24 protein-coding genes are annotated in these 24060 nt (G+C 57.1%); 14 read left to right on the top strand and 10 right to left on the bottom strand.

Annotated features, from left to right (window positions below; all coding sequences use genetic code 11):
- Window position 1 precedes the first annotated feature (1 nt).
- The gene (locus tag RTS12_RS10810) at window positions 2-460 is read right to left on the bottom strand and encodes a 2Fe-2S iron-sulfur cluster-binding protein (protein ID WP_312528327.1); all 459 of its coding nucleotides are present in this window, start codon (window positions 458-460) and stop codon (window positions 2-4) included.
- A gap of 223 nt (window positions 461-683) precedes the next feature.
- Between RTS12_RS10810 and RTS12_RS10805 the strand changes: the two genes are divergently transcribed.
- From RTS12_RS10805 to RTS12_RS10795, 3 genes are all read left to right on the top strand, one after another.
- The gene (locus RTS12_RS10805) at window positions 684-1205 is read left to right on the top strand and encodes a cell wall hydrolase (protein ID WP_409455682.1); all 522 of its coding nucleotides are present in this window, start codon (window positions 684-686) and stop codon (window positions 1203-1205) included.
- 444 nt (window positions 1206-1649) lie between these two features.
- Window positions 1650-1832 carry a CsbD family protein gene (locus tag RTS12_RS10800; RefSeq protein ID WP_312528325.1) on the top strand — a complete coding sequence of 61 codons (183 nt, stop codon included), beginning with the start codon at window positions 1650-1652 and terminating at the stop codon, window positions 1830-1832.
- A 310-nt stretch (window positions 1833-2142) separates the two neighbouring features.
- On the top strand, window positions 2143-2694 hold the full coding sequence (locus RTS12_RS10795; protein ID WP_312528323.1) for a nucleotidyltransferase family protein: 552 nt from the start codon (window positions 2143-2145) through the stop codon (window positions 2692-2694).
- A gap of 53 nt (window positions 2695-2747) precedes the next feature.
- On the opposite strand, the gene RTS12_RS10790 is transcribed toward RTS12_RS10795, so the two are convergent.
- Complete coding sequence (locus tag RTS12_RS10790; protein ID WP_312528321.1) at window positions 2748-4349, bottom strand: DHA2 family efflux MFS transporter permease subunit; 1602 nt, start codon at window positions 4347-4349, stop codon at window positions 2748-2750.
- Window positions 4346-5569: an HlyD family secretion protein gene (locus RTS12_RS10785; protein ID WP_312528319.1), complete on the bottom strand. Its 1224-nt coding sequence runs from the start codon at window positions 5567-5569 to the stop codon at window positions 4346-4348. Before RTS12_RS10785 ends, RTS12_RS10790 begins: the two co-directional genes overlap by 4 nt.
- Window positions 5570-5764: 195 nt before the next feature.
- Here RTS12_RS10785 and RTS12_RS10780 point away from each other — a divergent pair, with 195 nt between their 5' ends.
- Window positions 5765-6403, top strand: coding sequence for a TetR/AcrR family transcriptional regulator (locus tag RTS12_RS10780; RefSeq protein ID WP_312528317.1), 639 nt, complete (start codon window positions 5765-5767; stop codon window positions 6401-6403).
- Between the two features lie 39 nt (window positions 6404-6442).
- Here the strand turns inward: RTS12_RS10780 and RTS12_RS10775 are convergent, their stop codons facing one another.
- A complete protein-coding gene (locus tag RTS12_RS10775; protein ID WP_312528315.1) occupies window positions 6443-7414 on the bottom strand; it encodes a ParB/RepB/Spo0J family partition protein in 972 nt (323 codons plus the stop codon).
- On the bottom strand, window positions 7411-8610 hold the full coding sequence (locus RTS12_RS10770) for an AAA family ATPase (protein WP_312528313.1): 1200 nt from the start codon (window positions 8608-8610) through the stop codon (window positions 7411-7413). The genes RTS12_RS10775 and RTS12_RS10770 overlap by 4 nt, the downstream gene beginning before the upstream one ends.
- A gap of 593 nt (window positions 8611-9203) precedes the next feature.
- Here RTS12_RS10770 and RTS12_RS10765 point away from each other — a divergent pair.
- Window positions 9204-10229 (top strand): replication initiation protein, encoded by a 1026-nt coding sequence (locus tag RTS12_RS10765; RefSeq protein ID WP_312528311.1) that lies wholly within the window; start codon window positions 9204-9206, stop codon window positions 10227-10229.
- 222 nt (window positions 10230-10451) lie between these two features.
- A complete protein-coding gene (locus tag RTS12_RS10760; RefSeq protein ID WP_312528309.1) occupies window positions 10452-10781 on the top strand; it encodes an MliC family protein in 330 nt (109 codons plus the stop codon).
- Between the two features lie 160 nt (window positions 10782-10941).
- On the opposite strand, the gene RTS12_RS10755 is transcribed toward RTS12_RS10760, so the two are convergent.
- Complete coding sequence (locus RTS12_RS10755; RefSeq protein ID WP_312528308.1) at window positions 10942-12021, bottom strand: sn-glycerol-3-phosphate ABC transporter ATP-binding protein UgpC; 1080 nt, start codon at window positions 12019-12021, stop codon at window positions 10942-10944.
- Window positions 12022-12162: 141 nt separating this feature from the next.
- Here RTS12_RS10755 and RTS12_RS10750 point away from each other — a divergent pair, with 141 nt between their 5' ends.
- The 8 genes from RTS12_RS10750 (at window position 12163) to RTS12_RS10715 (ending at window position 20015) form a co-directional block, all read left to right on the top strand.
- A complete protein-coding gene (locus RTS12_RS10750) occupies window positions 12163-12846 on the top strand; it encodes a GntR family transcriptional regulator (RefSeq protein WP_312528306.1) in 684 nt (227 codons plus the stop codon).
- A 1-nt stretch (window position 12847) separates the two neighbouring features.
- The gene (locus RTS12_RS10745) at window positions 12848-13792 is read left to right on the top strand and encodes an alpha/beta hydrolase (protein WP_312528304.1); all 945 of its coding nucleotides are present in this window, start codon (window positions 12848-12850) and stop codon (window positions 13790-13792) included.
- Window positions 13793-13819: 27 nt separating this feature from the next.
- Window positions 13820-15040 (top strand): sugar ABC transporter substrate-binding protein, encoded by a 1221-nt coding sequence (locus RTS12_RS10740; RefSeq protein WP_312528302.1) that lies wholly within the window; start codon window positions 13820-13822, stop codon window positions 15038-15040.
- A gap of 91 nt (window positions 15041-15131) precedes the next feature.
- Window positions 15132-16049, top strand: coding sequence for a sugar ABC transporter permease (locus tag RTS12_RS10735; protein WP_312528300.1), 918 nt, complete (start codon window positions 15132-15134; stop codon window positions 16047-16049).
- A complete protein-coding gene (locus RTS12_RS10730; protein ID WP_312528298.1) occupies window positions 16049-16882 on the top strand; it encodes a carbohydrate ABC transporter permease in 834 nt (277 codons plus the stop codon). The genes RTS12_RS10735 and RTS12_RS10730 overlap by 1 nt, the downstream gene beginning before the upstream one ends.
- Before the next feature lie 86 nt (window positions 16883-16968).
- Window positions 16969-17856 (top strand): sugar phosphate isomerase/epimerase family protein, encoded by an 888-nt coding sequence (locus RTS12_RS10725; RefSeq protein ID WP_312528297.1) that lies wholly within the window; start codon window positions 16969-16971, stop codon window positions 17854-17856.
- Window positions 17856-18854, top strand: a complete 999-nt coding sequence (locus RTS12_RS10720) for a Gfo/Idh/MocA family oxidoreductase (protein ID WP_312528296.1) — start codon at window positions 17856-17858, stop codon at window positions 18852-18854. Before RTS12_RS10725 ends, RTS12_RS10720 begins: the two co-directional genes overlap by 1 nt.
- A gap of 66 nt (window positions 18855-18920) precedes the next feature.
- The gene (locus RTS12_RS10715; RefSeq protein WP_312528295.1) at window positions 18921-20015 is read left to right on the top strand and encodes a mannitol dehydrogenase family protein; all 1095 of its coding nucleotides are present in this window, start codon (window positions 18921-18923) and stop codon (window positions 20013-20015) included.
- A gap of 88 nt (window positions 20016-20103) precedes the next feature.
- On the opposite strand, the gene RTS12_RS10710 is transcribed toward RTS12_RS10715, so the two are convergent.
- The 4 genes from RTS12_RS10710 to RTS12_RS10695 are packed head-to-tail and all read right to left on the bottom strand — an operon-like array spanning window position 20104 to window position 23561.
- Complete coding sequence (locus tag RTS12_RS10710; RefSeq protein WP_312528294.1) at window positions 20104-21108, bottom strand: MsnO8 family LLM class oxidoreductase; 1005 nt, start codon at window positions 21106-21108, stop codon at window positions 20104-20106.
- A gap of 51 nt (window positions 21109-21159) precedes the next feature.
- Window positions 21160-22125, bottom strand: a complete 966-nt coding sequence (locus RTS12_RS10705; RefSeq protein WP_312528293.1) for an NrtA/SsuA/CpmA family ABC transporter substrate-binding protein — start codon at window positions 22123-22125, stop codon at window positions 21160-21162.
- Between the two features lie 4 nt (window positions 22126-22129).
- Window positions 22130-22879, bottom strand: a complete 750-nt coding sequence (locus RTS12_RS10700) for an ABC transporter ATP-binding protein (protein ID WP_312528292.1) — start codon at window positions 22877-22879, stop codon at window positions 22130-22132.
- The gene (locus RTS12_RS10695; RefSeq protein WP_312528291.1) at window positions 22872-23561 is read right to left on the bottom strand and encodes an ABC transporter permease; all 690 of its coding nucleotides are present in this window, start codon (window positions 23559-23561) and stop codon (window positions 22872-22874) included. The genes RTS12_RS10700 and RTS12_RS10695 overlap by 8 nt, the downstream gene beginning before the upstream one ends.
- Between the last annotated feature and the right edge of the window lie 499 nt (window positions 23562-24060).

Raw genomic sequence — 24060 nt, 5'->3', positions numbered from 1 at the left:
ACTAGCCCTCCAGCATTTTGGCAGCGTCATGAATAGCCTGCCGAATGCGAACATAGGTCGCACAACGGCAGATATTCCCGGCCATGGCGTTGTTAATGTCATCATCAGAGGGCTGAGGCACTTGCTGCAACAAAGCAGTTGCAGACATGACCTGGCCCGACTGACACCAGCCGCATTGCGGCACGTCAATAGCCGCCCAAGCCGCCTGGACCGCGGCCACTTCTGGCCCCTGCATCCCCTCGATCGTGGTGATTTCACTGCCCTCAACCATGCTGATCGGGGTCACGCAAGACCGTCGCGGCATGCCGTCCAGCATAACGGTGCAGGCGCCACATTGAGCAACGCCACAGCCGAATTTCGTGCCGGTCAGCCGCAGCTCGTCGCGCAAAACCCAGAGCAGAGGTGTGTCGGGATCGATGTCAAGATCAAAGTCCCGACCATTCACGGTGAAACGCGTCATACCTGGCCTCGTTCGCTGGGTGACTGTTCAGAGCAAAGCTTAACAACAATGATCCGCCCGAGGCAATCGCGGATTTCGCGCCCTGAGATTCCGAGGCAAGCGGCTTGGCAGGTGTCCGCCGGTCCACGCCAGTGCGGCGCGGCAGCCCTGTTTTCGGTTGAAACAGCCTAAGCGGGGGATCAATAAAGAGGAAAACGAGCAGAAAAACATGGCAGTGTCACAGATGAAAAACCGCAGCAGCTTTTGGCTGGTCGCCGCGCTTGGCGTGACCTCGTTGAGCTTAGCAGGGTGTTCGGGCGATTCCTCGGCGTTTCGCCGTGGTCCGCATTCGGCGCAGGCCTGTATGGAGCGCGCAATCTATTTCGAATCCAACCGTTCGAGCCGCGAAGGTATGATCGCCGTTGGCACCGTTGTGATGAACCGGGTGGAATCGAATAAGTTTCCAAATAGCGTTTGTAAAGTCGTCGGCCAAAAGGGCCAATTCGCGCCCGGCGTGATGACGCGAAGAATGCCGTCGAAATCCTTGCCCGAGGTCCAAGAGGCCGCCCGCGCCGTTTTGCGTGGGGAACGCCACCCTCAAGTGCGCAATGCCTTGTTTTTCCACACCTACGGCCATCGGTTCAATTACGACAATATGCATTACGTCTTGGTCGCCGGGGGAAATGCCTTTTATGAGAAGCGCAAAAGCCATTTGGTCACCCAACCCAATCCCCCTGCCCCATCAGAGAGCGGCTACCTTCGCTAAATAATTCGCCAAATGAAACCAGGCGAGCAGGGTTTAAAAGTCAAAGGTTATTAAGGGGATACTTCCTTGATAACTTGATACCATTCGTATTCTGGCTGGTATTTAATGTATTGTACGAAATCAGATTTTTAGAAATTAACAAAGTTAATATCAACCAAAAGGTGAGCTTGTTTTAATACAGCACTGTGATTCTATATCGACCAACCATAAGAATAATATTGATTTTTATCGTTAATATCACTGGAAGAAACAGGATTTTGCTATACCGTTCTGTCCACCAAACAGTGGGTTGCTTTCAGCCGAATAGGCGCCCTCACATTCATTTGATCCGTGCTTGTTACCTTTTAAAAAATCCGTGAACAGGGTTCATGCAACGTCAGCTTTGGGAACCTGCGCCAACATTGTGGGTTAATCCGGTACAACTTGTATACGGAGGTCCGGATAATGGGTGAACTTACCGACAAGATTAAAGGCGCAGGCAATAAGGTTGCCGGTAGCGTGAAAGAAACCATCGGCAGAGCGACCGATAACCCCAAGCTTGAAGCAGAGGGCGAGATGCAAAAGGCCAAGGGCGCTGCACAAGAAGCGCTTGGCACCGTAAAGGGCAAGCTGGGCGACAAAATCTGATCGCTCTTCTGCCCTAGCAAAAGACATTTCCAAGGCCCTGCTTCGAAAGCGGGGCCTTATGCGTCAACGCCGTGCAGTCGCGCCGTTCTTGTTTGGCTCGAACCCCGATCTTGCGCATAGCGGTCACTTCATCGGTAAGTTGACCAAGCCCATACAAAATTGCATGCACTTTTCTGATCAGCTAAGCCGCCCTTTCTGCTAGCGCCTTATACCATTGCAAATAATGAAAAATCGGATTTGCTTTGGCGCAAGATGCAAGGATGACCACTGTGTTTCTCAGAAGCTATGAAACCAGCCGATGGAGTGCTGAATGAGGACTTTTGGGGTGCTTCTTGCAGCTGGGGCGTCTCGTCGCTTTGGCGCAGATGACAAATTGCTGGCGAATTGGCACGGAACGGCTTTGGTCCAGGCAGCCGCTCAGACGCTAGCAAGGTCAGGTTGCGAGGAACTGGTGGCGGTCGTCTCGTCGCGTAAGGTTGCGTCGTTACTGGCGCCAGAATTTGACCTAGTTTTTGTGCCGCCGAACCAGCCAATGTCTGCTTCTTTTCAAGCGGCATGCCGCTTTGCCGATCTGCGTGGCGTTGATGAAATCCTGATCACCTTGGGGGATATGCCCGCCGTGCGCGTTCAGACGCTGAAACAATTGCTGAGGATGGGCCCGCAAAGCCGCGCCTGCAAATCGAACGGCACCCCGATGCCGCCTGCGGTCATACGGCGCCTTGATTGGCAGGGCATGCTTCAGCACGACGGCGATCAAGGGGCCCGCGCAATCCTTGCCGCGCTGCCCCCAAATGCATTTGTCACCCTCGGCCCCGATGAGGCGCGTGACATTGATACGCTAGCCGATTTGCGCGGTGCTTAATCAGTCCCGACATTGCAGCTGGGACTGATTATCGGCAGATCAACCTTGCGCGCTCAATGCCCGCCGGCCCCTGCCCCACCTGCCGATGAGGGACGCTGAACAAAGGCAAGCAGCACCGCCAACAGGCCGAAAAGCCCGGTCAGCAGCACAAAAATATCAGTCAGAGACATGACCATCGCCTGACCCTTTGCAAGATTGCTTAAGGTCGCAAGGGCCGCACTTTCCGCAGCGGGACCGAGCTCGGCATAGCTTTGTCGTAGCAGATCAAGCGTAGCAGTTGCGGTGTCGTTGCTGGCGCTGACGCTTTCCGCGATACGGGCGTAATGCACGTCCTGACGGTTGCTCAAAATCGTGTTGATCAGCGCAAGTCCGACCGCACCACCTAGATTGCGGGTGAGGTTGAACAGACCCGAGGCGTTTTTCACCTTGTCAGGGGGCAGCATTCCCAGCGCAATATTGGACACCGGAACCATGCAAAGCATAAGAGAAATCCCGCGCAAAATCTGCGGCAGGAAGATTTCCCAATAGTCCCAGTCGTCGGTGAGGCTAGCCATCATCCAGCTGCTCAGCCCGAACAGGGCAAAGCCAACCCCCATCATCAGTCGCAGATCAATGCTTTGCGAAAGTCGACCGGCGATGGGTGCCGTCAAGAACATCGCAACCCCCGTCACCATCATCGCCTCGCCGATTTGCAGCGAGTTATGGCCGCGGACTCCCGACAAATAGACCGGAAAAATATAGATCATGCCGTAAAGACCGATGCCCAGGCCGAAAGAAAAAATCGAACCCATGACGAAATTTCGGTCTGTGAAGGCGTCCAGACGGACGATCGGCTCGGGCGCGGTAAAGGCGCGCCAGAAAAACAGAAAGCCGCCCAAGGTCATCAGAGCCGTCATCAAGACGATGCGATGATCGGCGAACCAATCATCCCCTGCCCCCTCTTCAAGGACATATTCCATCGCGCCCAGAAAAACCGCGAGGCCAAGGAAACCCCACCAGTCAAATCGGCCGAGCAGGCGCAGGTCCGGCTTATCGAAATCGATCAGGAAAAAGGCCGACAGCGTCACAATGATGCCGGGGATGACATTGATGAAAAACAGCCAATGCCAGCTCAGAAACTCGGTCAGATAACCGCCAAGCGTTGGGCCAATTGTGGGTGCCAAGGTCGCCACAAGGCCGATCATTGGCGACACGATATGCATCTTTGACCGTGGGAAGATGGTATAGGCGCTGGCAAAAACCATCGGGATCATCGCACCGCCCAAAAACCCCTGCAGCGTGCGCCATACGATCATCTCGCCCATCGAGTTCGAAAGGCCGCATAGAACGCTCATAAGGGTGAAGCCACCCGCCGATATGGTAAACAGCCAGCGTGTCGACAGCATGCGTGACAGATAACCTGAAAGCGGGATCATGATGACCTCGGCAATCAGATAAGAGGTCTGGATCCAGGGGATTTCATCGCTGGAGGCACCCAGGCCCGCCTGAATTTCGGGCAGCGAAGCCGAGACGATCTGGATGTCCAAGATCGCCATGAACATGCCCAGAACCATCAGCAAGAAGGTGATCAGACGACGCGGGTCAAGCCGATCGTCAGGGGGCAACGCTGCCACCGCGCCAGCTGGGGCAAGCGCATCCGCAGTTGCGCCGCTCACCCCTTAAGACCCTTATCCGTGGTGGGCTGAGTGTCCGACACTTTGCCCTCTGGGGCAGTTTCTTTGGCGGGATGATCACCTGCGGCGGTCGGTTGTTGCCCGATACCAACGGGCATCAATGGCTGGTCCTGACCAGTACGAGCATCCACCTCGACGACAACCGACATGCCGGGGCGCAGCGGCAATTTCGTGCGGTCCTCTGGTTGAATGCGAATACGCACGGGCACACGTTGCACGACTTTGGTGAAGTTCCCGGTCGCATTCGTCGAGGGCAGCAGGCTAAAGACCTGCCCGGTGCCCGCCGTCAGGCTTTCGACTTCGCCCCTCAGGACCACGTCGGGCCAAGCGTCCACACGGATATTCACCGACGCGCCCGGTCGGATATCCGAGATCTGAGTCTCTTTGAAGTTCGCCCCGATATAAAGATCCTGGATCGGAACCAAGGTACCGACCCGGCTGCCCGGCGCGACGTAAGAGCCGACTTGGATCAGCCTTTCAGTCAGAATGCCGTCAAAAGGCGCGCGGATTTCGGTGAAATCAAGGTCTAGCTGCGCGCGATCCAAGCGATTGCGCGCCGAGCGCACCTCTAGTCCAGCACTTTCGCGTTGCGATTGCAGCACGATCAGCTCGGCTTGGGATTTGCTCAAGGCTGCGGTTGAACTGGCAACGGCGGCAGCAGCCGATTTGGCATTTGCCTCGGCAGCATCCAAAGCCGCTTGGGTGCCTGCAGAATTGCTTTTCAGTTCGCGAGCACGCTGAAAAGCCTTTTGCGCGCCATCGTTCTGGGCCTCAGCAGCAACCAAGCCCGCCTCGGCCTGCTGTATCTGGGCCTTACCTGCGACGATCTGCGCCTCAAGCTGGCGGCCCATGCTTTCAGCCACGGCCAATCCATTCTGCGCCGCAGCAAGTGCCAATTCATAATCTCGGGGATCAATGCGGGCGATGACTTGCCCCTTGGCAACGGGCGCATTCGGCTCGATCGAGATTTCGGTGATGTAGCCACTTTCGCGCGCCTGCAGCACCACAAGATCGGCCTGAAGATAGGCATCATCGGTGCTTTCGTGAAAACGGCCATAGCTAAACCATTGCCATCCTTCATAGGCGACAACGGCCAAAATCAGCAGCGCGATGACTGCCATGACCTTCTTGGCCTTACCATTGCCGGATGCGCCGGCCCCAGAGTTTGGCGGGTCTTGGCCGTCGTTATTGGTGTTTGCCATGTCTGCGTTACTCCCGCGGTTGGCTGTCCGCCACAGAGGCGCCTGGCGCGGCGCCAAACGTGATTGGGGTAGCGAGCAGATTCGAATGCGCGGAGCATATTATTGACCGAACCGTTCGGTCAATATAGGATTGATAGCTACGGCGCCCTTTATGAACGCGGCCCCACTGGCCAAAGCCCTATCTCAGGAGCACGCTTGATCACCCCTTTGCCTGACTTGACCGATACTGCCGCGGATGAAGCGCAAGATAGCCCGAAGCGCTGTCAAATCCTTGATGGCGCAAGGAAAATGTTTTTGTCGCAAGGCTTCGAAGGCACATCGATGCAAGATGTTGCCCGGGCCGCAAAAGTGTCCAAGGGCACGCTATACGTCTATTTCGACAGCAAAGAAGCTATGTTTAAAGCATTGGTGCTGACCGAATGTGACCGGATGCAGCAAGTCATCCGCGAATTCGGAAAAGGGACAGGTGATGTGCGTGACGAGCTACATCGCATCGCCCGGCACATGATTGCGACCCTTGTTCGCGGCGATGTACTGGCCGCCATGCGCATGATGATCGGCGCAGGAGAGAAATTTCCTGATCTTGCACGCCACCTTTATGCCTCTGGCCCCATGCGCTCGGCCCAGACAATGGCGAATTACCTGTCGCAGCGCAACAGCCAGGGCGATTTGGCAATCGCGGACAGCCAAGAGGCAGCAGCCGAGTTTTTGGATCTGATGCTATCAGGCCTTCAGCGTCGCGCCCTGTTGATGATGCCCGCACTAAGCGAGCTGGAAATCGATACCTTTATTGCCCATCGATTGGACCGGTTCCTTATGGCCTATCGGCCCTGATCCAAGGGGCGGAACTGGAAATTGCCAATTGGCAATTTCCTAATTTCCAGAAATCTGGGCGCGCACAAAATCATCGAATGCTGTCCGCAGCAGATCTTCGGGGATGTCACTGCGGAACTCCAGCCGGATCTTGTCGCCACGCCGCTGCATTGTGACCATGGCCTTCTTGTCCGTGCCAAAGACCGAACGCTCGGGTGCAGGGCCGGCTCCGTAAGCCGCGATTTTCAGCCGCGCAAGAACTGCTGGGACGGGAAGAAACGCCCCCTGCCCTGCTCGTGCCTTATCTTGATCCTGCGCGATCTTCTTTGCTTCAGCCAAGACCTGATCTTTGTTGTCTTGCAACAGCGGCCGCAAGCTGCGCGCATGCAGCTCTTTCAACTCTGTGATTTGGGGCCAAGCAGCGACGACGATTTCGGGCAAGCGGGCAAGATAAAGATAGCGCGAAAGCCAAGCTTCCGAGACCTCAAGCCGTGCAGCCATCGCCTTTTGTTTGCCGCCATAATAGAGATCAAGAGCCTTTTGATAGTCACGGGCCCGCTCGTAATCCGACAAGTCGGCACGATCGCGGTTCTCGATATCGGCAAGGCGAAAGGCCTCTTCGTCGCTCAGATCACGGACTTCGATCAGATAGCGAAACTGCGGATAGTTATTTGCCCTTAGCCAAGAAATCGCGAAATGCCGCCGCGCGCCGCAAATCACCTCGTATTCAGCGCCCTCGCCGCTTGGCAGTTTGCGCACAATCGCAGGAAATTCCTGCTGGCCTTGCGATTTGATGCTATCAATCAAGTCACGACAGTTTTCGGCGTTCAGCAGCTCATAGGCGCGGTTGTGCCGCGCCCACATGGCGCAGCGATCAGGATCGACCCAGCGCAGCAACTTTTCTTCTCGCTCGCCACTATCCGCCAAGGCATTTGTACGCTTCAGAAAACGAGCGCCAGACTTTTCAGACCGACTTTCCTCGCCGATGTCCTTAAGCACATCATCGAAAATCGCATTATGGCGCTTGCTCACAGCAGGCCCTCCTTGCGCAGATTGTGATGGTGACTTGGCCAGGTTTTGCGGGCCAACAACTCGACCTCGCGCCCGACGGCATCAAGATAGGCACGGCAACGCTTGTGCGTTTCAGTACGCGTTGCAGCCCCGGTCATCTCGTAAACGGTCATCAGATTGGCCGTGGCATTGTCGATCTCAGCAGAATCCTTCAAGACGGCATTCAGCATATCCTGGGGGAATACCGCGTCCATCATGCGTTTGATCGCCTGATGAGCCGATTTCTGATCGTTCATTTTGCTCGTCAGAATACGAATAAAGCTGTATTCGCGCTCGCCGCCGTGACGCGACAGCTCAGCCAAAGTCGCCTCCATCATCTTCAGGAAATGCGCGGTAGAGGCAAAGTCGATATTGTTTGGCGGCGCCGGTATCAGCAAAGCGCTTGCTGCGCGCAAAACCGAAAGCGACAACATGCCAAGCGCGGGTGGCGGGTCCAGCAAAATGATATCAAACTGATCGGCGATCGTTGCCACACCATCGCGCAAGCGATCCAGGATGAAGGCGGGCTCGCGCGCCATGCGCGCCGCAAACTCATATTCAGCATCGTAAAGGCCAAGATTGGCCGGAATAAGCGCAATCCCTGGCCAATACGTGGCGCGCAATGCGTAGTGCAGTGATTTTGGCCCGCCGTGCTGCAGGAACGGGTAAAGCGTATCCTCTTCCTCATCGATATCGACATCGGGATTCAGCCCGAAAACTGCCGTCGTCGAAGCCTGGGAATCGCAGTCGATGACACAAACCCTGTAGCCTTTAAGCGCGAAATACTGGGCTAAATGAACGACTACAGTGGATTTTCCGACGCCACCTTTGAAGTTTTGAACGGCCAGCACCAAAGGTGGATCGTCGGCTTTGCGATGGGGCAATGTGCCAAAAACTTCACGCATATGGTTAATTTCGGCAAGCGAGTAACCATTGCGCCGACCCGTCGTCTCGTCCTTCTCAGGCGCGGGTAGACGGCCATCCGCCTCGGCGTCTCGGATCGCTTTTTCAGATCTGCTGACCATCTCGGCAGCGGTTCTGACGTTATAGATCAGATCAAGCCGTTTTTGACTGCCGGGCGCAAACACACGCTCACGCAAACGCTCGATTACGGTAGACGCCCGGCGGCTGATAACGCCAAGCTCATCCAGTGTGACTGGTGGAAGAACGGGTGACATATTTGCCTGTGCTCTGCTGGTTTGGGTCACTATGTCCGAAACTGCCGTTTTGGTAAAGTTCGGATTATGGCCTAGTTCGCCTCAAAAACCGAAAGTTGGCGAGCAAAGCTTCGAGATGCGGAATTTTAGCATCGAGGAACCTGTGTGTCCTCGCAATCTGCCCAATTTGTAAGGTTTCTAAGACCCGGATCCACACAAGGTTTTACCCTGTGGATAAAAAAGACAACCCTTTTGGTTCTGATTCATTAGATTCAGTATTCGTCCGCTATAACTATCTGAAATCATATTACCATTTTCAACATGCGATACTTATTGGGACGGCTTACGTTACTTTATGGGAAGCCTGAACTTACGAATCGGGTGAGCTACTCTTACGTTTTGGATCGCTGTTAACTCTTACCTTTTGGGAGAGGAGAAAGTGGGACCGCGTTGGCGTGAAAAGATAGAATGAATACAGTATGTTGAGAACGACGATTATGGCTTGTGGGTGGCTATAAATTACTTTTTGGGTGGCTGAGGGCCAACTCCAAGCATGATGCTTGAAAACTTACGCTTATTTCGTTACAAAAGTAAGGGATGAGGGGTAGGAGAAAATGGCGGAAGCTTCGATTCGAACAATAGCGGCTAGGCCGAATGCAGAGAGTCTGATTAAACCGGGCGAGCTGGTTGATCTGATCGAGGTTACTCCGCTGACGCTGAACGACCGCCGGATCTACAACCAGCTGTTAGAGAATGCTTGGGATGCAATCGACAAGCCTGTAACCCATCTGATCGCGAAATCAGCTTTGCGCGGTAGCCACAACTCCAACGATCGGGTCGGAGAAAGTCTGGAACGGCTGATGTCGGCGATCGTCAAGGTCGCCGTTACCTGGGACGGTGAAGCGGCGATTGAGCGTGTTCAGCTTTTGGGTGGCAACCTTGAAAGCGGCCGTGCGGATGGCCTGTTGGAATATGAAATTCCGGCACGGTTGCGTAAGATCATCGGCAATAGCCAGGTTTTTGCGCGGCTCCAGCGCGAGGTAATGTTTGCTCTATCCTCGAAATATGCGTTGACGCTTTATGAAATGGTTCAAAAGCGCGGAAATCTGCGCTGGAAGGCCTCGGAAAGGTTCTCGCTCGAGTCCTTGCGCGGCATTATGGGGGTGCCGAAGGGGAAATTAACCAGCTGGTCGAACCTGAAACTGCGCGCAATTGACCCAGCTGTTGGTGAGGTGAATGCGCTTTCTGATTTCATGGTTGAAATTTCCCCGATCAAGACGGGCAGGGCGGTCACTCATGTCGAACTGCGTTGGTGGCGCAAAGACGGGGATGCCTCGGGGGCGGCGGATCGGGCACTGCAGTTTTCAAAAGTTGGACGCCGGGTCATTGCTGAGGGGCGCGCTGAAAAAGTATCTGTTCCCATGCCAGGTCTGCGGCCCCGTCCAGAGTGGCTGGAAAACCGCTCTGCCGCATTGCAAACGGCGACTTACGAAACTGCGCGCCTTCGCCACCCCGGCTATGACATTTACTTTGTCGAGGGCGAGTGGCGGAATTGGGCCGCAGGAAAAGAGCCTGCAAAGGATCCGGACCGCGCGTTTCTTGCTTTTTTCCGAGGATTTGCTGAGAAAAATCCGCTTTGATAAAAAATTGCCAATTGGCAATTTTTGCATTCCCACTTTTTTCCGGCTGTTGTCGGCTTCGGAATATCCTTGATGCAGCAGATCAAGGACATAGGGCAGGTCAACCCAAGTATAGCGCAAGGCTTGGAAAATTTGATAAGATTATCAAATGAGTGCAGGATCTCGCACCCGCCGTAACCTGTTGAAGCGGGCATATATTCGTAGCCAAGCAAAGGAAAACACATGAAAATCGCTTATGCAATTGCAGCCACTGCGGCCGCCACCTCTGCAATGGCAGGGGATGAGATGGCATCGTTTAACTATCAATGTGATCGGGGCGTGAATGTGGCCGCGACCTATATCAACGTTGGCGAATTTTCGGGCGCAGTTCTTCAGGCGGATGGTCGTCAGATTGCCGCGGTGATTGCTCAATCCGCTTCGGGTGCGCGCTATGTCAGTGCGGGCGAAGGGCCGAAGTATGTCTGGTGGACCAAAGGTCCAGAGGCCACGCTTTATTGGCAAGAGGGAACGGAGGAAGAGACACCGCTTCTTACTTGCGTTGAGGGAAAGTGACGATCAGCAGTTCTCTTAGACCCATGCGTGATAAACGCGGATGCTAATCGTTAAAAGGCCTCGGCAAGACCGTTTTCTGTCTTGTCGAGGCCTTTTCAATTGTCACGCCGGGGCAGGGGACCGGCTAGGGCAGGCCTGGGACTTATCAGAGCTGCGGGTGTCAGACCGTGAACTCTAGGCGCTTGCCAGATTCATCGTCGAAAACGTGCAGGTTTTTACGATCAAAGCGCAGATGGATCGTCTTAGGCAGATCTCTGGCCTCTTCGGCGCTTAGCCTGACGGTGATCTCGCGTTTGCCTAGCAGGCAGATCGCGACTGTGTCCGATCCCAATTCTTCCAGTACGTCGACTTCGACTGACAAATCGGCGTCTTGCGGCGCGCAAAGCAATAGCTGCTCGGGGCGCAGTCCGATGCCGACCTTGGTGCCTTGCGGCGCGGTGATGTGGTTCAACCCGATTGCGCCGCCTTCGAAAGAAAGGGCAGGCTTGCTGTCGCTGTTAATGACTTCGCCGGGCAAGATGTTCATTTGGGGCGAGCCGATGAATTCGGCGACGAAGCGCGAATTGGGGCGCTCGTACAGCTCTAGGGGTTTCCCATGCTGCACGATTTCACCCTTGCGCAATACGACGACCCGATCCGCCAGAGTCATCGCCTCGACCTGATCATGGGTCACATAGATCGTCGTGGTGCGCAGCAATCGGTGCAGGCGCTTGATCTGCGTGCGCATTTCGACGCGCAGTTTGGCATCAAGGTTCGATAAAGGCTCATCGAACAAAAAGACCTTGGGTTTACGTACAATCGCGCGACCCATGGCCACCCGCTGGCGTTGACCACCCGACAGCTGACCCGGGCGCCGGTCCAGCAACTCCGTCAGCTGCAAGACATCTGCGGCCTCGGCTACCTTTTCGCGGATCAGATCCGGCTTCTCGCCCCGCATCTTCAGGCCAAAGCCGATGTTCTGGCCAACTGTCATATGCGGATAAAGCGCGTAATCCTGAAACACCATCGCAACATCGCGGCCGCGTGGTTCAACGTCATTCACCACGTTGTCACCGATGCGCAGCCGACCCGCGGTGATGTCCTCAAGGCCAGCAATCATGCGCAACATTGTTGATTTTCCGCAGCCCGATGGCCCGACGAAAGCCACGAACTCACCGTCTTCGATCTGCAAATCAACACCGTGAATGGTCTCGACCGAGCCATAGCGTTTCACGATCTTTTCGAGGCGTATCTGCGCCATGTTGCCAGTCCTCCCAGACTCTGAAGTGCGGCCTTTGTGGCGGTGTCACTTCCTAGTATCAATAATCTTGACATTATCGATAACAACATGATTATCGATAAGGCAAGCGTGGAATGAAGCAACACGAAGGAACTTTGCATCGTGACGGTCAGGTTGGCGTCAAAAGCATCCCTGCAAAAGGGACCCGGCGAGATCGTCGAAAGCGCCCTGCGGCGTGGCATTGTGCTGGGTACGCTCGAGCCCGGCGCTGTCTTGCGAGAGATGGACCTTGCGCATCAATTCAACTGCTCGCAGGGAACTGTTCGTGAGGCGTTGATGCGTCTTTCCGAAGAAGGCTTGGTGACTAGGCGCGCCCGACGCGACACACATGTTGCCCCCGCTCAGCCCGAAGATGCCGGTGAATTGCTGCGTATCCGCCACGATATCGAGTGTCGCTCGGCCAAGCGGGTGATTGCGGCACAAGATCCGGCACTGATCGATGACTTGAGCGACCTGCTGCAGGCGATGCGTTTGGCCGCGCTGCAAGAGGACGAATATGCACTGCTGCAAAGTGACTGTCAGTTCCACCTTCGTCTTTTCGAATCGGCGGGAATGCCGGTGGTCGAGCCGGTCTTGCAGCGCTGCCTTGTTCATTCTCAGCGCTTCAAGATCCTGAACACCGCCCCTGAAACGCGCATGTTGCTTGAGACCGCCAATCGGCATGTCTCGATCATCGAGGCGCTGCAGACCAGCAATGCCGTCGCCCTTGAGGCTGCATTGTCCCACCACATTTCCACGATCGTGGACTTCGGTCCCGATGTTCTGCCCTCCCATCGCAAGGCCTGACATGAGCACATCCGCTGCCGCACTGCTTGCACCTGAAATGCGTGCTGTCCTTGAACGACTGGCAGCCGAGGGGCCGCAGCCTGACCCGACCACCCTTCCGCCCGCCCAGGGGCGCGCTTTGTCCGAACGTGCCAATGAGCGCTGGAATAATGGCACGCCTGCCATGGCTGATATTCGCAAGATCCCGACTTCAACCGGGATCGACGCCCATGTCTACCTTCCGCAGAACGATAGAGGAGGGGAGGCGATCCTTTATGTTCATGGCGGCGGCTTTGCCTTTTGCTCGGCCGCGACCCATGACGGTGCGGCACGGCAATTGGCGCGCGATTGCGGTGCGGCGGTTGTGACTTTTGATTATCGTCTTGCGCCCGAACACCCTTATCCGGCGGGATTGGAAGATTGCTTGGCGATCTGGAAAGCGCGCCACGAAATCTTGCAAAACCGCCGCTGGTCTGTCTCGGGCGACAGCGCGGGTGCCAATCTGGCGGTTGCAATGATGCTGCGTATGAATGGGCAAGATCTGCCCGCGACGGGGCTGTTGTTTTATGGGGTTTACGACGCCGATTTCACCAGCCCCAGCTATCGTGCGGTCGCTGATGGTCCGGGTCTGACGCGCGATAAGATGCGCCGCTATTGGGATTTCTACACCCCTCAGGCAGGGCGCGGCCAAGATCCGTTTCTGACGCCGGCAAATGCGCCTGACGAAATGTTGGCGCAGCTGCCCCCGCTTTATCTGAATGCGGCGCAAATCGACCCGCTGTGTTCCGACAGCGCCCGATTTGCCGCGCGGCTGCATGCGTTGGGGCGTCAGGACGAGTTCGAAATCATTGCCGGGGTTGTGCATGGCTTCATGCAAATGAGCCTGGAATTGCCGCAATCGGTTCAGGCGTTCCGCCGTGCGGGCGAGGTCTTTCAGCACATGCTTGATCAAGCCGACGGCACATAACAAACCAAAAAATCAGGGAGGAATATCATGAAAACCAAAACAGCCATGCTGGCGCTGGTCGCCGGACTGGGTCTTGCGCCGCTGTCGGCTTATGCGGATAGCACGGTCAAATTCTGGTACCATTTCGACAATCCTGACAACCCGATGTCTGATCTGGTTGCCAAGTTCGAGGCCGAAAATCCCGGCATCAAAATCGATGCGCAAAACGTGCCTTGGAACAGCTATTACGACAATCTTTACACGGCAATCGTCGGCGGCAATGCGCCCGATGCTGCCATGCTTAAGATGCATGCCCTGCCACGCCTGACCGAGATGGAGGCGCTTGAGCCTTTGGACGAACAGATTGCCGCCTGGGAAGGTCGCGAAGATCTTCTCGACAACCTGTTTGAGCTGACCAAAGCCGAGGATGGCAAGCAATATTACCTGCCGATCCAATATGTCGCGCTATATCTTTATTACCGCGCCGACATGCTGCAAGAGGCGGGGATCGAGCCGCCTCAGACCTGTGAAGCATTGCGCGACGCGGCGATCAAACTGACCCGCGATACCAATGGCGACGGCAAGATTGATACCTATGGGTTTGGTTTCCGCGGTGCGAAATCGGGTCACGAACATTGGGGCCCATTCACCCTGTCGCGGACGGGCGTGGCGCTGGATGACAGCCTGAATTCCGAGGCGGGCGTTGCTGGCACCCAATTCGTTGTGGATCTGTTCCGCACCGACAAGGTCTTTCCGCCTTCGGCCCCCAATGACGGCTTTCAGGAAATCATCGGCGCGTTCAAATCTGGCGTGACTGCCATGACGATCCACCATATCGGCTCGTCAAACGATCTGGTCGAGGCGCTTGGCGACAAGGTGTCGGCAACCATCGTGCCGGAATGCGGCGGCGGTCGTTGGACCACATTCGGCGATGAATCCACAGCCGTTCTGGCCAATGCCTCTGATAAAGAAGCTGCCTGGAAATGGATCTCGTTCTTGTCGACAGCTGGCAATAACGCCCTTTTCAATACGGCGACTGGCCAGCTTCCGGTGACAAAATCCGACACTGCCGCGTGGGATCGCCACCAGAAGCGCTTTATCGATGCGACACAGGCCTCGTTGCCCTTCGCGAAATTGCTGCCCGCGTCCTCGGCAACGCCCGAATTCGTCAATACCGTCTGGCCGACGAATATGCAGCGTGCCCTGAACGGCGAGATTACCGCCGCGCAGATGAACGCTGCCATCGCAAAGCTCTTCGCCGACAACTGATCCAATTCCCCGCCCGGCATTCGTCCGGGTGGACCCCTATCCAGCCTTGCCTGCCGACCTTTGTCTGGTGGGGCCAAGAGAGGTTTGCCTTATGACCACCCAATCTGACCTCGCGCTCGAGCCCCATCGACACGGCAGGCTATGGCGACAGATCCTGCCCTTGGCGCTGTTGTCGCCAGCCGTTCTGGTGACTTTGGCGATCGTCTTTTTTCCGATGATCCAGACCGCGTGGATGAGCTTGCACGACTATGTCCTGTTTCGTCCCAAGAAATTCGATTTCGTCGGCCTGAAACATTACTTTGCGATCTTTCACGACGAGGTTTTCTGGATCTCGCTGCGCCATACTGCGCTGTGGATTTTGATTACGGTGCCTGCGCAGGCAGCACTGGGGCTGGCGACGGCACTGTTGCTGAATCAGGAATTCCCCTGGCGCCCGATTGCGCGTGCCTTGGTCATTATTCCATGGGCGCTGCCATCGGTTGTGATCGCGCTGATGTGGACCTGGATTTACGATTCCAACTACGGGGTTCTGAACGATCTTCTGCTGCGCATCGGCTTGCTGGAAACCTCGATCCCTTGGCTCGCCAATCCTGATACCGCGCTTTACGCAATCATCCTGACGCTGACCTGGCAGGGTTTCCCCTTCTTCGCGATCATGATCCTTGCTGGCCTGCAATCCATTCCGCGCAGCTATTACGAGGCGGCGTCGCTGGACGGGGCAAGCAGCGTGCGCCAATTCTGGCACATCACCTTGCCGGGAATTTCGGGGGTGCTGTTCACGGCAATCCTCTTGCGCACGATCTGGGTCGCGAATTCGATGGATGTGATCTTTGTCATGACCGGCGGCGGCCCCGGCTATGCCACCTATACCCTGCCGCTTTACGCTTTCCTTGAAGCGCGCACCAACCTGAACTTTGGCTATGGCTCGGCTTTGGCCATGACCTTCACGATCCTGCTGCTGGGTGTCGTGATCCTTTACCTCAAGCGCTCGGCAAAGGCGGTGCAATAATGGCTATGGGTCGTAAATCCTTGCCCAAACGTCTGCTGACGGTGGATCTGCCAATGGCGCTGATCTTGATGTTCACGCTGGGGCCATATCTGTGGATGCTTCTGACATCGCTGACCAGCGAACAGCAGATCTTTACCCAAGGCCCTTCGCTTTTCACCATCGTCTGGGACAATTATCAGCGCTTGTTCACCAATGTTGGCTTTGCGCGCAACATGCTGGACAGTTTCATCATCGCGGCGGGGACTGTCGTCGTCGGTTTGGCGCTGTCGGTGACGGCCGCCTACAGCTTCTCGCGGTTCGAGTTCCGCGGCAAAAAGATCCTGCTGCTGCAATTCCTGCTGATCAACATGTTCCCCTTGGTGCTGCTGATCCTGCCTTTGTTCGTCCTCATGCGCCAGCTGGGTCTTCTGGACACGCATTTCGCGCTGATCGTCGCCAACTCGACCATCGCCATTCCTTTCTCGGTCTGGATGATGACAAGCTATATCAATGGCATCCCGAAATCTCTGGACGAGGCGGCGATGACCGATGGCTGTTCGCGGCTGCAGGCGATGGTGCGGGTGATCTTGCCACTTTGCACCCCCGGCATCATCGCAACCGGCATTTATATCTTCATCACCGCTTGGAACGAATATCTTTATGCGTTGACGCTTGGTGGCCAGAACGTGCGCCCGATCACCGTCGCGGTGCAGACGATGATCGGTGAATATCAGGTGCAATGGGGCTTGCTGACAGCAGGCGGCATTGTCGGCGCCATGCCTGCAACCGTGCTTTTCCTGATTATTCAGCGCCGTCTGGTCGGCGGATTGACCCAAGGCGCGGTCAAAGGCTGAGCCTATCCTCTTGGTGCGCCCCGCCCGAATGTGGGACGCGCCGAAGTTTCTGAAATCTGACCCAAATACCCCCCACGAGGCCCATTGTGAAAAACCCCGTCGGCATCATTTCGATGCAATATATCCGCCCCTTCAATAACGGCGCGCTGCACTATTTGAAGAAAACCCGCGAACTTGGTTTCGATTTCATCGAGCTGCTGGTCCCCGAACCCGAGGATGACCTTGATCCCGCCGAGGTCCGCCGCATCTGCGAGGGCGAGGGGCTGGACATCGTTCTGGCCGCACGGGTGAACCTGCAGCGCTCGATCGCAAGCGAGGATGCGGCCAATCGTCAGGGCGGGATCGACTATCTGAAATACTGCATCGAGGCCGCCGACCGCGTTGGCGCCAAGATCACCGGCGGGCCCCTTTATGGCGAACCTTTGGTTTTCGCCGGGCGCGCGCCCTATCCGTGGACGGCCGCGCAGATCGCCGAGCGCGCGAAACGCACCATCGACGGTCTGGCCCAAGTCGCCCCCTTGGCGGAAGCCGCTGGTCAGGTCTTTGGTCTTGAGGCGCTGAACCGCTTCGAGACCGATATCGTCAACACCACCAGCCAGGCGATCGAGATTTGCGACGCGGTCGGATCGAAAGGTCTGGGCGTCATGCTGGATACGTTCCACATGAATATGGAAGAGCGTTCGATCCCCGATTGCATCCGCGCGACCGGCGATCGTCTGGTCCATTTCCAGGCCAATGAAAACCACCGCGGCTTCCCCGGCACCGGCAATATGGACTGGACGGCGATTGCCCGCGCGCTCCATCAGGTCGGCTATCAGGGGCCCGTCTCGCTGGAACCCTTCCGCCGCGAAGACGACCGCGTCGGCCTGCCCATCGCCCATTGGCGCGCCCCCCACGAGAATGAGGATGACAAGCTGCGCGCGGGCCTTGCCCTGATCCGCTCGGCGCTGCACTTTGCCGAGGTGAACCACTGATGACGATCAAAATTGGCTGGATCGGCTGCGGCCGCCACGCAACCTGGATGCTGATGCCGCAGCTTGCGCGCAGCGGCTTTGAAATCGCCGCCGTCTGCGACCGCGACCAAGAGGCGGCTCAAAACGCCGCGCGCCAGTTCGGCGCGAAAGCGGTCTATTCCGACTTCGAGGACATGATCGCCAATGCCGAGATCGACGCGGTCGGCATGGCGGTCGGCCCCGAGGTCCATTTCCGCGCCACCATGGCCGCGATCAAGCGCGGCCTACCGGTCTTTATGGAAAAGCCGCCCGCCGCAACGGCCGCGCAGGCCGAAGAGCTGATGCGCGCCTCCGAGGCCGCCAAGGTGCCCGTCACCGTGGGCTTCATGAAGCGCTATTCGACCGGCAACAAGATCGCCAAGAACATCCTTGATGGCGGCGATTTCGGCGCGGTTCTGGGCATTCACGGCAGCTATATGACGGCGCCCACCTATTTCTCGGGCGAGGTCGATTATACCGGTTTCTACCTGCACCACTGCGTCCATTACATGGACCTGATCCCGTGGTTTGCAGGTTCGGAATTCGCCGATGTGAAACTGCGCAAGAATGTGCCCGATGCGGGCAAGATGCTGATCCACATGAACTTCGAATGCGAAAATGGTGTGATCGGCAATATCGTCATGGGTACGGTCCAGTCACGCGGCACGCCGATGGAATTCGTGCAGGTGATGGGCGATCATAACCGTGTCGAGGTCGAGAACGTGATCAACGTCGCCTGGCACCGCAACCCGCCCTTCAAGGCGGATGATCCCAAGGCCGTGCTGGATCCCGCCTGCGACAGCATGGTCTGGACCCCGAACTTCACTGCCGCCGCGAATGAAGACCACAAGGGCTATCACGCGCTGCTTCTGGATGTTGCTGCAACCATGCGCGGCGAAAGCGACAGTGCGCCGGTGATTCGTGACGGCTGGCTTGCCATGCGCCGGCTTGAGCGCATGATCGGCCTGATCGAGGGCTGACCAGCCCCATTCCGTGCTGCGCCCCCGACCTTGGGGGCGCGGCAAGCAAGATTGAAAGGACATCCGTTGCGCACCCCGATCATTCAGTTCGGCACCAGCCGCTTTCTGCAGGCCCATGCCCTTAGCTTTTTGCAGTCCGGCACGCCCTTGGGCGAAGCGCCTGTTGTGACGGTGGTGCAGTCAACCGATGATCCCACGCGCCGGGCCCGCTTAGATGCACTTGCCGCCCCGCAAGGCTACCCGGTCGAGATCAAAGGCCTTTCCGCTGGCCAAAGCATCAACGAGGTGGAACAGATCCATTGTGTCAAACGCACATTGGCCTTTTCTGCCGATTATGCGGAACTTGAGCGCATCTTTTCGACCGAGGCGCGCTGGATCATTTCGAATACCGCGGATCGGGGCTTTGATCCTCAGCCGGCAGACACGCTGCCTCGACCTGATGCTGCGCAAAGCTATCCCGCGAAACTTTTCCACTTACTGCGCGCCCGCCATCTTGCGGGTGGTGGTGCGTTGACCATTCTGCCCACCGAACTGGTGGCGCGCAACGGCACGGTGCTGCATGCCCGCGTGACAGAAATTGCCCGTGAACAGGGCGCTGATTCAGGGCTGATGGAGGCGCTGAACCGGCATTTGTGGGTGAATTCGCTGGTCGATCGCATCGTCTCGCAAGAAATCTTGCCAGTGGGTGCTGTGGCCGAACCCTATGCGCTTTGGGCCATCGAGGATCAGCCGGGGCTTTCGATGCCGGTCAGCCATCCCGCGATCCAGATCATGCCCGATCTGGAGCCGATCCAACGGCTCAAGCTGCATGTCCTGAACCTTGGCCATACGGCGCTGGTCGATCTGTGGCAGCAAGCTGGCAAGAAAGAGACCTATGTCAGACAGGCGATGACCGGTCCCTTGGCGGCCGAGCTTGCTTCAATCTATCACGATGAGGTGTTGCCCGGTTTTGCCGCGCGCGGCATGGGCGATCAGGCTCAGGCCTATCTGGCGGTCACGCTTGATCGATTTGCCAATCCGTTCCTTGACCACCGCCTTAGCGATATCGAGGGCAATCACGGCGCGAAAATCAGCCACCGCATCACGGCCTTTCTGGAATGGAGCGGGTTGAGCATAGATCAGGCCCCCCGCCTGCACGCAATCAGCGCCAAGGGGGCGTAGGGGCGCCAGTCATTCCTGATCGTCAGCAGCGTATATCCTGCCGGGCATGGCCGGGCAGGACCGCAGAATGCGAGCAAACCGGGTCGGCTTAACCCTTGCTGATTTCGTCAGCCAGTTCGGCATAATGATCGCGGCGCATCTGGGGGTCGGGTAGGGCGTCCTGCACCATGATTTCATCGGTGCCGACCGCCTCGGCCATGCGCAAAAGCAGCCCACGGATGTCGCGGAAAGCCGCAATCACATACATAGGCCAAGGGTCGGTTTCGGCGGGCCAAACACCGCCCGCCAGCTTGATCGATTGGGCAATCGAGGGCAGGGCCATCGGCATTTTACCCAAGCGACGACGCTGATCGAATGCCCACCGAAACGGCATGGCCCTTGCTTCGGCCTCGGCTTGCGTTGCGGCGCAGCAAAGACGGATGGCCAAGAACAATTTGGGTGACTGCGGCAATCCCGGCCGCATTGATGGCCGAAAGGCGCGCCGGTATGCTTGTGCCGTGGCAATGGCCTCTTGCGGGCGATGAAAGGCCGATAGGGCCAAGGGCAATCCGGCTGCTCCGGCACGCGCGGCTGATGCGGCGCTGACTGCCATCACCCAAGGCATGGGCGGGGCCGCGTCGGGGATGATTTTGAGCTGGTGAAAGCGGTGATCGGCGGGCAGATCAGCAAAGAGATGGCCCAGCAGCTCATCGGTCTTGTCTGCCTGATCATGCTGGGGCTTATGCAGTCGATCTGTTTGCAGCGCCAGATCCTGCAGCTCGCCCGAATTGGATTGGCCAATGCCAATATCAATGCGCCCCGGCGCCAATAGGGAAAGTGTCTTGGCGGTTTCAGCCACTTTATAGGGGCTGTAGTTATTTAATAATATGCCCCCGACACCAATCCTTATTGTCTGGGTGGATTGCGCCAGCGCCAGTGCCATCAGCATGGGATCGGCGCAAATCTCGTAAGGGACGCCGTGATGTTCGACGATCCAATGACGCGCAAAGCCAAGGGTTTCCAGATGGCGCGACAGGGTGATCGTATCGGCAAGTGCCTGCTGGCTGCTTTGTCCGGGCGAGATATGCAGCTGATCAAGAAGCGAAAGTTTCATGAGTTGGTCTTTCTTGGACGGGATCGGTCGCCCGATCCCGCCAAAGGTTTCTTACTTGATCTCAAAGGCCGTGGGTTGAACCAGATCGGCTTTGATGTCGATCTTGCGGTCCGCCTCAAGCATAGCCGCGTCGACCATAAAGTCCTGATCTGCTGTCAGATTGGCAATATCGCTTTCGGTCATCACCGGTGAGAAGTCGTAAAGCGCGAACTGCTTGCGTGCCTCGTCAAGCGAGATGCCCTGATCCTCGGCAGCCAGCTGCAGCGCCTCATCCTGATGCGTGCGGATAAAGTCCAAGGCTTTCAGATGGGCCTCGAAATAGGCGGCAACCAAGTCGGGGTTCTTTTCGGCAAAGTCTTTGCTGGTCCCAATGACCGTGGTCGGCGCAATCAGACCCTCACCGTCGGCAATGGCTTGACCGCCGGCTGTTTCGACCTGAATGGCATTGGCCCCGGCCAAGGTTGCCGCATCAACCTGCCCGGCCAGAAGCGCCGCCCGGGCCGTCGCCAGATCCATGTTCAGATATTCGACATCGTCCAGCGTCATGCCCTCTTTCGCAAGAGCGGCGGCCAGCAACTGGTTCAAAACCGTACCTTTCGGGCCTGCAATTTTCTTGCCCTTCAGTGAGGCGACATCCGCGATGCCATCCTTGCCGGTCATGATGAAATAGGCCTTGGGCGAACGGGCATAGGCGCCGATCACCACGACATCAGCGCCATTGGCTTTTGCCAAAATTGCCGAGGTGCCGCCCAGCACCGATGCGATTTGCAGCTCGCCCGCAGCGATCGCCTGCGTCTGGGCCGCCCCAGAGGTGATTTCCGGATGGGTCAGCGTCACGCCCTTGGCGGCAAAGACTTCGTCCAGAAAGCCTTTTTTGCGCATCACGATCGATGGCACATTGAACGGTGCCGTGACATAGGAAATCGCAACCTCTTTGGTCTGGGCAAAAGCGGGCGCGCCAAGAGAGGTTCCAAGCGTCAAAGCGACGGCCAGCGCCAGAGAGTTGAGAAGTTTCATTGTATTATCCTTTGTCCGTGCCGTGCTGCGCAGGGATTGGCGCAGGGGCAAAAAGTTGGTCCAACAGCTTTTGTCTGGCCGCGTTCACGGCTGGCTCGGCCCCATCGCGGGGATAGCTGGCGTCAAGTTCGAATGTCAGCGCAAAGCGGCCCTCTTCGAGCACAAGAATGGTTTGCCCAAGACGTACTGCTTCTTCGATGTCATGGGTCACGAATACGATGGTTGTTCCCGTGCGTTGCCACAGTTGGATCAGCTCGTCCTGCATCTGCTTGCGCGTAAAGGCGTCGAGCGCACCAAAAGGTTCGTCCATTAGCAGCAAATCGGGCTTGCTGACCAGCGCGCGCGCGATTGCCACGCGTTGCGACATTCCCCCCGACAGCTGGCCCGGCCATGCTTTTCCGACATGGGACAGGCCCACCGTATTCAGCATATTGGACACGCGCGCCACGCGCTGATCGGCGGGAAGGCGTCCACGGATCAAAAAGCCGATGTTATCCTCGACCGTCAACCAAGGCATCAGGCGGGGTTCTTGAAAAACGACGCCGACGTTTTGGTTCTTGAGGTCAATCTCGCCTTGCTGGGGCTGTTCTATCCCGGATAGCAAACGCAAAAGCGTCGATTTTCCGCAGCCCGATCTGCCTAGGATGACGTGAAAGCCGCCGCGCGCCAGCGCTAGGCTGATGTTGCGCAGAACGATTTTGTTGTTGCCGTCTGGCAGGGCATGGCCATGGGAAATGTCGCGTAGATCAGCCATTTCCCAACTCCAGATCCTGACGGATCCACGGCAAAGTTCGGCGCACCAAAGCCTTGAGCCCCCAATCAGCCAGCAATCCGATTGAGCCGATCACCAAGATCCCGACCATGACAATATCGGTGCGCGCCAGATCCTGTGCGTCAAGGATCATGTAACCAAGCCCCGCGGATGAGGCGATCAGCTCGGCGCCCACCAAGGCGCGCCAGCCATAGCCCAGCCCCAGCCGTAGCCCGACAATGATTGCGGGCAGGGCAGCGGGCAATGCGATGCGGCGCAGCAGCTCGGTTCGGGAAAAGCCAGCGACGCGGCCAACTTCGATCAATTTGGGATCGACTTGTGAAAAGCCCCCACGGAAACCAAGAAAGATAGGAAAAAAGCAGGCAAGTACGATAATGCCCACCTTTTGCGTCTCGCCGATACCAAGCCAGAGCATGGCTAAAGGCATCAGCGCCAAGGGGGGGACCTGGCGCAGAAAATCCAGTGGCGGATCGATCACTGCTGCCAAAATCCGCGAAGCGGCCATGGCCAGGCTAAGCGCCAGCGCAAGCAGGGCGGCGATGGCATATCCCGTCAGCACGCGGGTGATGGAGATACCGGCGTGATCGGCCAGCTTGCCACTGGCGATCAGGGACCAGAAGCTTTTCCACACCATCTGCGGCGATGGTAAAAGGAATGAATTCACCCAGTTCTGCTGCGAGCAGAGCGCCCAGAGCGCGATCAGCGCGCCAAAGACGAAGAATGAAAAAAGGAATCGTTGCAGGCCAGTCATGGCTCCCAATAAGCGATTAAATCAGTAAGGAATAGGGCATAGCTGAGAGAAGTCAGGGACATGGCTGTTTTTTCGCTGTCCTGGACATCGGAGTGAGGCGGCGCAGCATCTGGCTGGCGTGCTCGGCTGGCGTGCTCAGCGGTCCCGCGGACCATGCGATCCTGCTTCTGCGTCGGGCGCGAAGAGGCGTAGGAGTGCCCATGCAAGCGCGGTCAGTGCCTCGAGCACTTGCCCATTCAGGTGGCGGTGCCTTTGGGCCGACCACACCGCGTTCACCCTTGCGGCCTCGTTCAAGACTGCACGCGCCGAACCTTCGTCTTTCGGGCAATGGTTAATAACTTAATCAATCGCTTTGATCTAGGTCATGTTGACAAATGGCGGATCCAGAGACGGATCGACGTGATGTCAATGA

This window comes from Paracoccus sp. (in: a-proteobacteria) (assembly GCF_032007265.1).
Lineage (GTDB): Bacteria > Pseudomonadota > Alphaproteobacteria > Rhodobacterales > Rhodobacteraceae > Paracoccus.
Note: the sequence above shows the minus strand (reverse complement) of the source record. Positions and strands in the feature narration are given on the sequence as shown.

Coding starts and splice junctions, on each gene's coding strand:
- RTS12_RS10800 (WP_312528325.1), top strand. CDS start 1,650: ATGGGTGAACTTACCGACAAGATTAAAGGCGCAGGCAATAAGGTTGCC.
- RTS12_RS10730 (WP_312528298.1), top strand. CDS start 16,049: ATGGCTATGGGTCGTAAATCCTTGCCCAAACGTCTGCTGACGGTGGAT.
- RTS12_RS10755 (WP_312528308.1), bottom strand. CDS start 12,021: ATGGCGCAGATACGCCTCGAAAAGATCGTGAAACGCTATGGCTCGGTC.
- RTS12_RS10810 (WP_312528327.1), bottom strand. CDS start 460: ATGACGCGTTTCACCGTGAATGGTCGGGACTTTGATCTTGACATCGAT.
- RTS12_RS10745 (WP_312528304.1), top strand. CDS start 12,848: ATGAGCACATCCGCTGCCGCACTGCTTGCACCTGAAATGCGTGCTGTC.
- RTS12_RS10760 (WP_312528309.1), top strand. CDS start 10,452: ATGAAAATCGCTTATGCAATTGCAGCCACTGCGGCCGCCACCTCTGCA.
- RTS12_RS10710 (WP_312528294.1), bottom strand. CDS start 21,108: ATGAAACTTTCGCTTCTTGATCAGCTGCATATCTCGCCCGGACAAAGC.
- RTS12_RS10770 (WP_312528313.1), bottom strand. CDS start 8,610: ATGTCACCCGTTCTTCCACCAGTCACACTGGATGAGCTTGGCGTTATC.
- RTS12_RS10785 (WP_312528319.1), bottom strand. CDS start 5,569: ATGGCAAACACCAATAACGACGGCCAAGACCCGCCAAACTCTGGGGCC.
- RTS12_RS10700 (WP_312528292.1), bottom strand. CDS start 22,879: ATGGCTGATCTACGCGACATTTCCCATGGCCATGCCCTGCCAGACGGC.
- RTS12_RS10740 (WP_312528302.1), top strand. CDS start 13,820: ATGAAAACCAAAACAGCCATGCTGGCGCTGGTCGCCGGACTGGGTCTT.
- RTS12_RS10735 (WP_312528300.1), top strand. CDS start 15,132: ATGACCACCCAATCTGACCTCGCGCTCGAGCCCCATCGACACGGCAGG.
- RTS12_RS10795 (WP_312528323.1), top strand. CDS start 2,143: ATGAGGACTTTTGGGGTGCTTCTTGCAGCTGGGGCGTCTCGTCGCTTT.
- RTS12_RS10705 (WP_312528293.1), bottom strand. CDS start 22,125: ATGAAACTTCTCAACTCTCTGGCGCTGGCCGTCGCTTTGACGCTTGGA.
- RTS12_RS10805 (WP_409455682.1), top strand. CDS start 684: ATGAAAAACCGCAGCAGCTTTTGGCTGGTCGCCGCGCTTGGCGTGACC.
- RTS12_RS10720 (WP_312528296.1), top strand. CDS start 17,856: ATGACGATCAAAATTGGCTGGATCGGCTGCGGCCGCCACGCAACCTGG.
- RTS12_RS10765 (WP_312528311.1), top strand. CDS start 9,204: ATGGCGGAAGCTTCGATTCGAACAATAGCGGCTAGGCCGAATGCAGAG.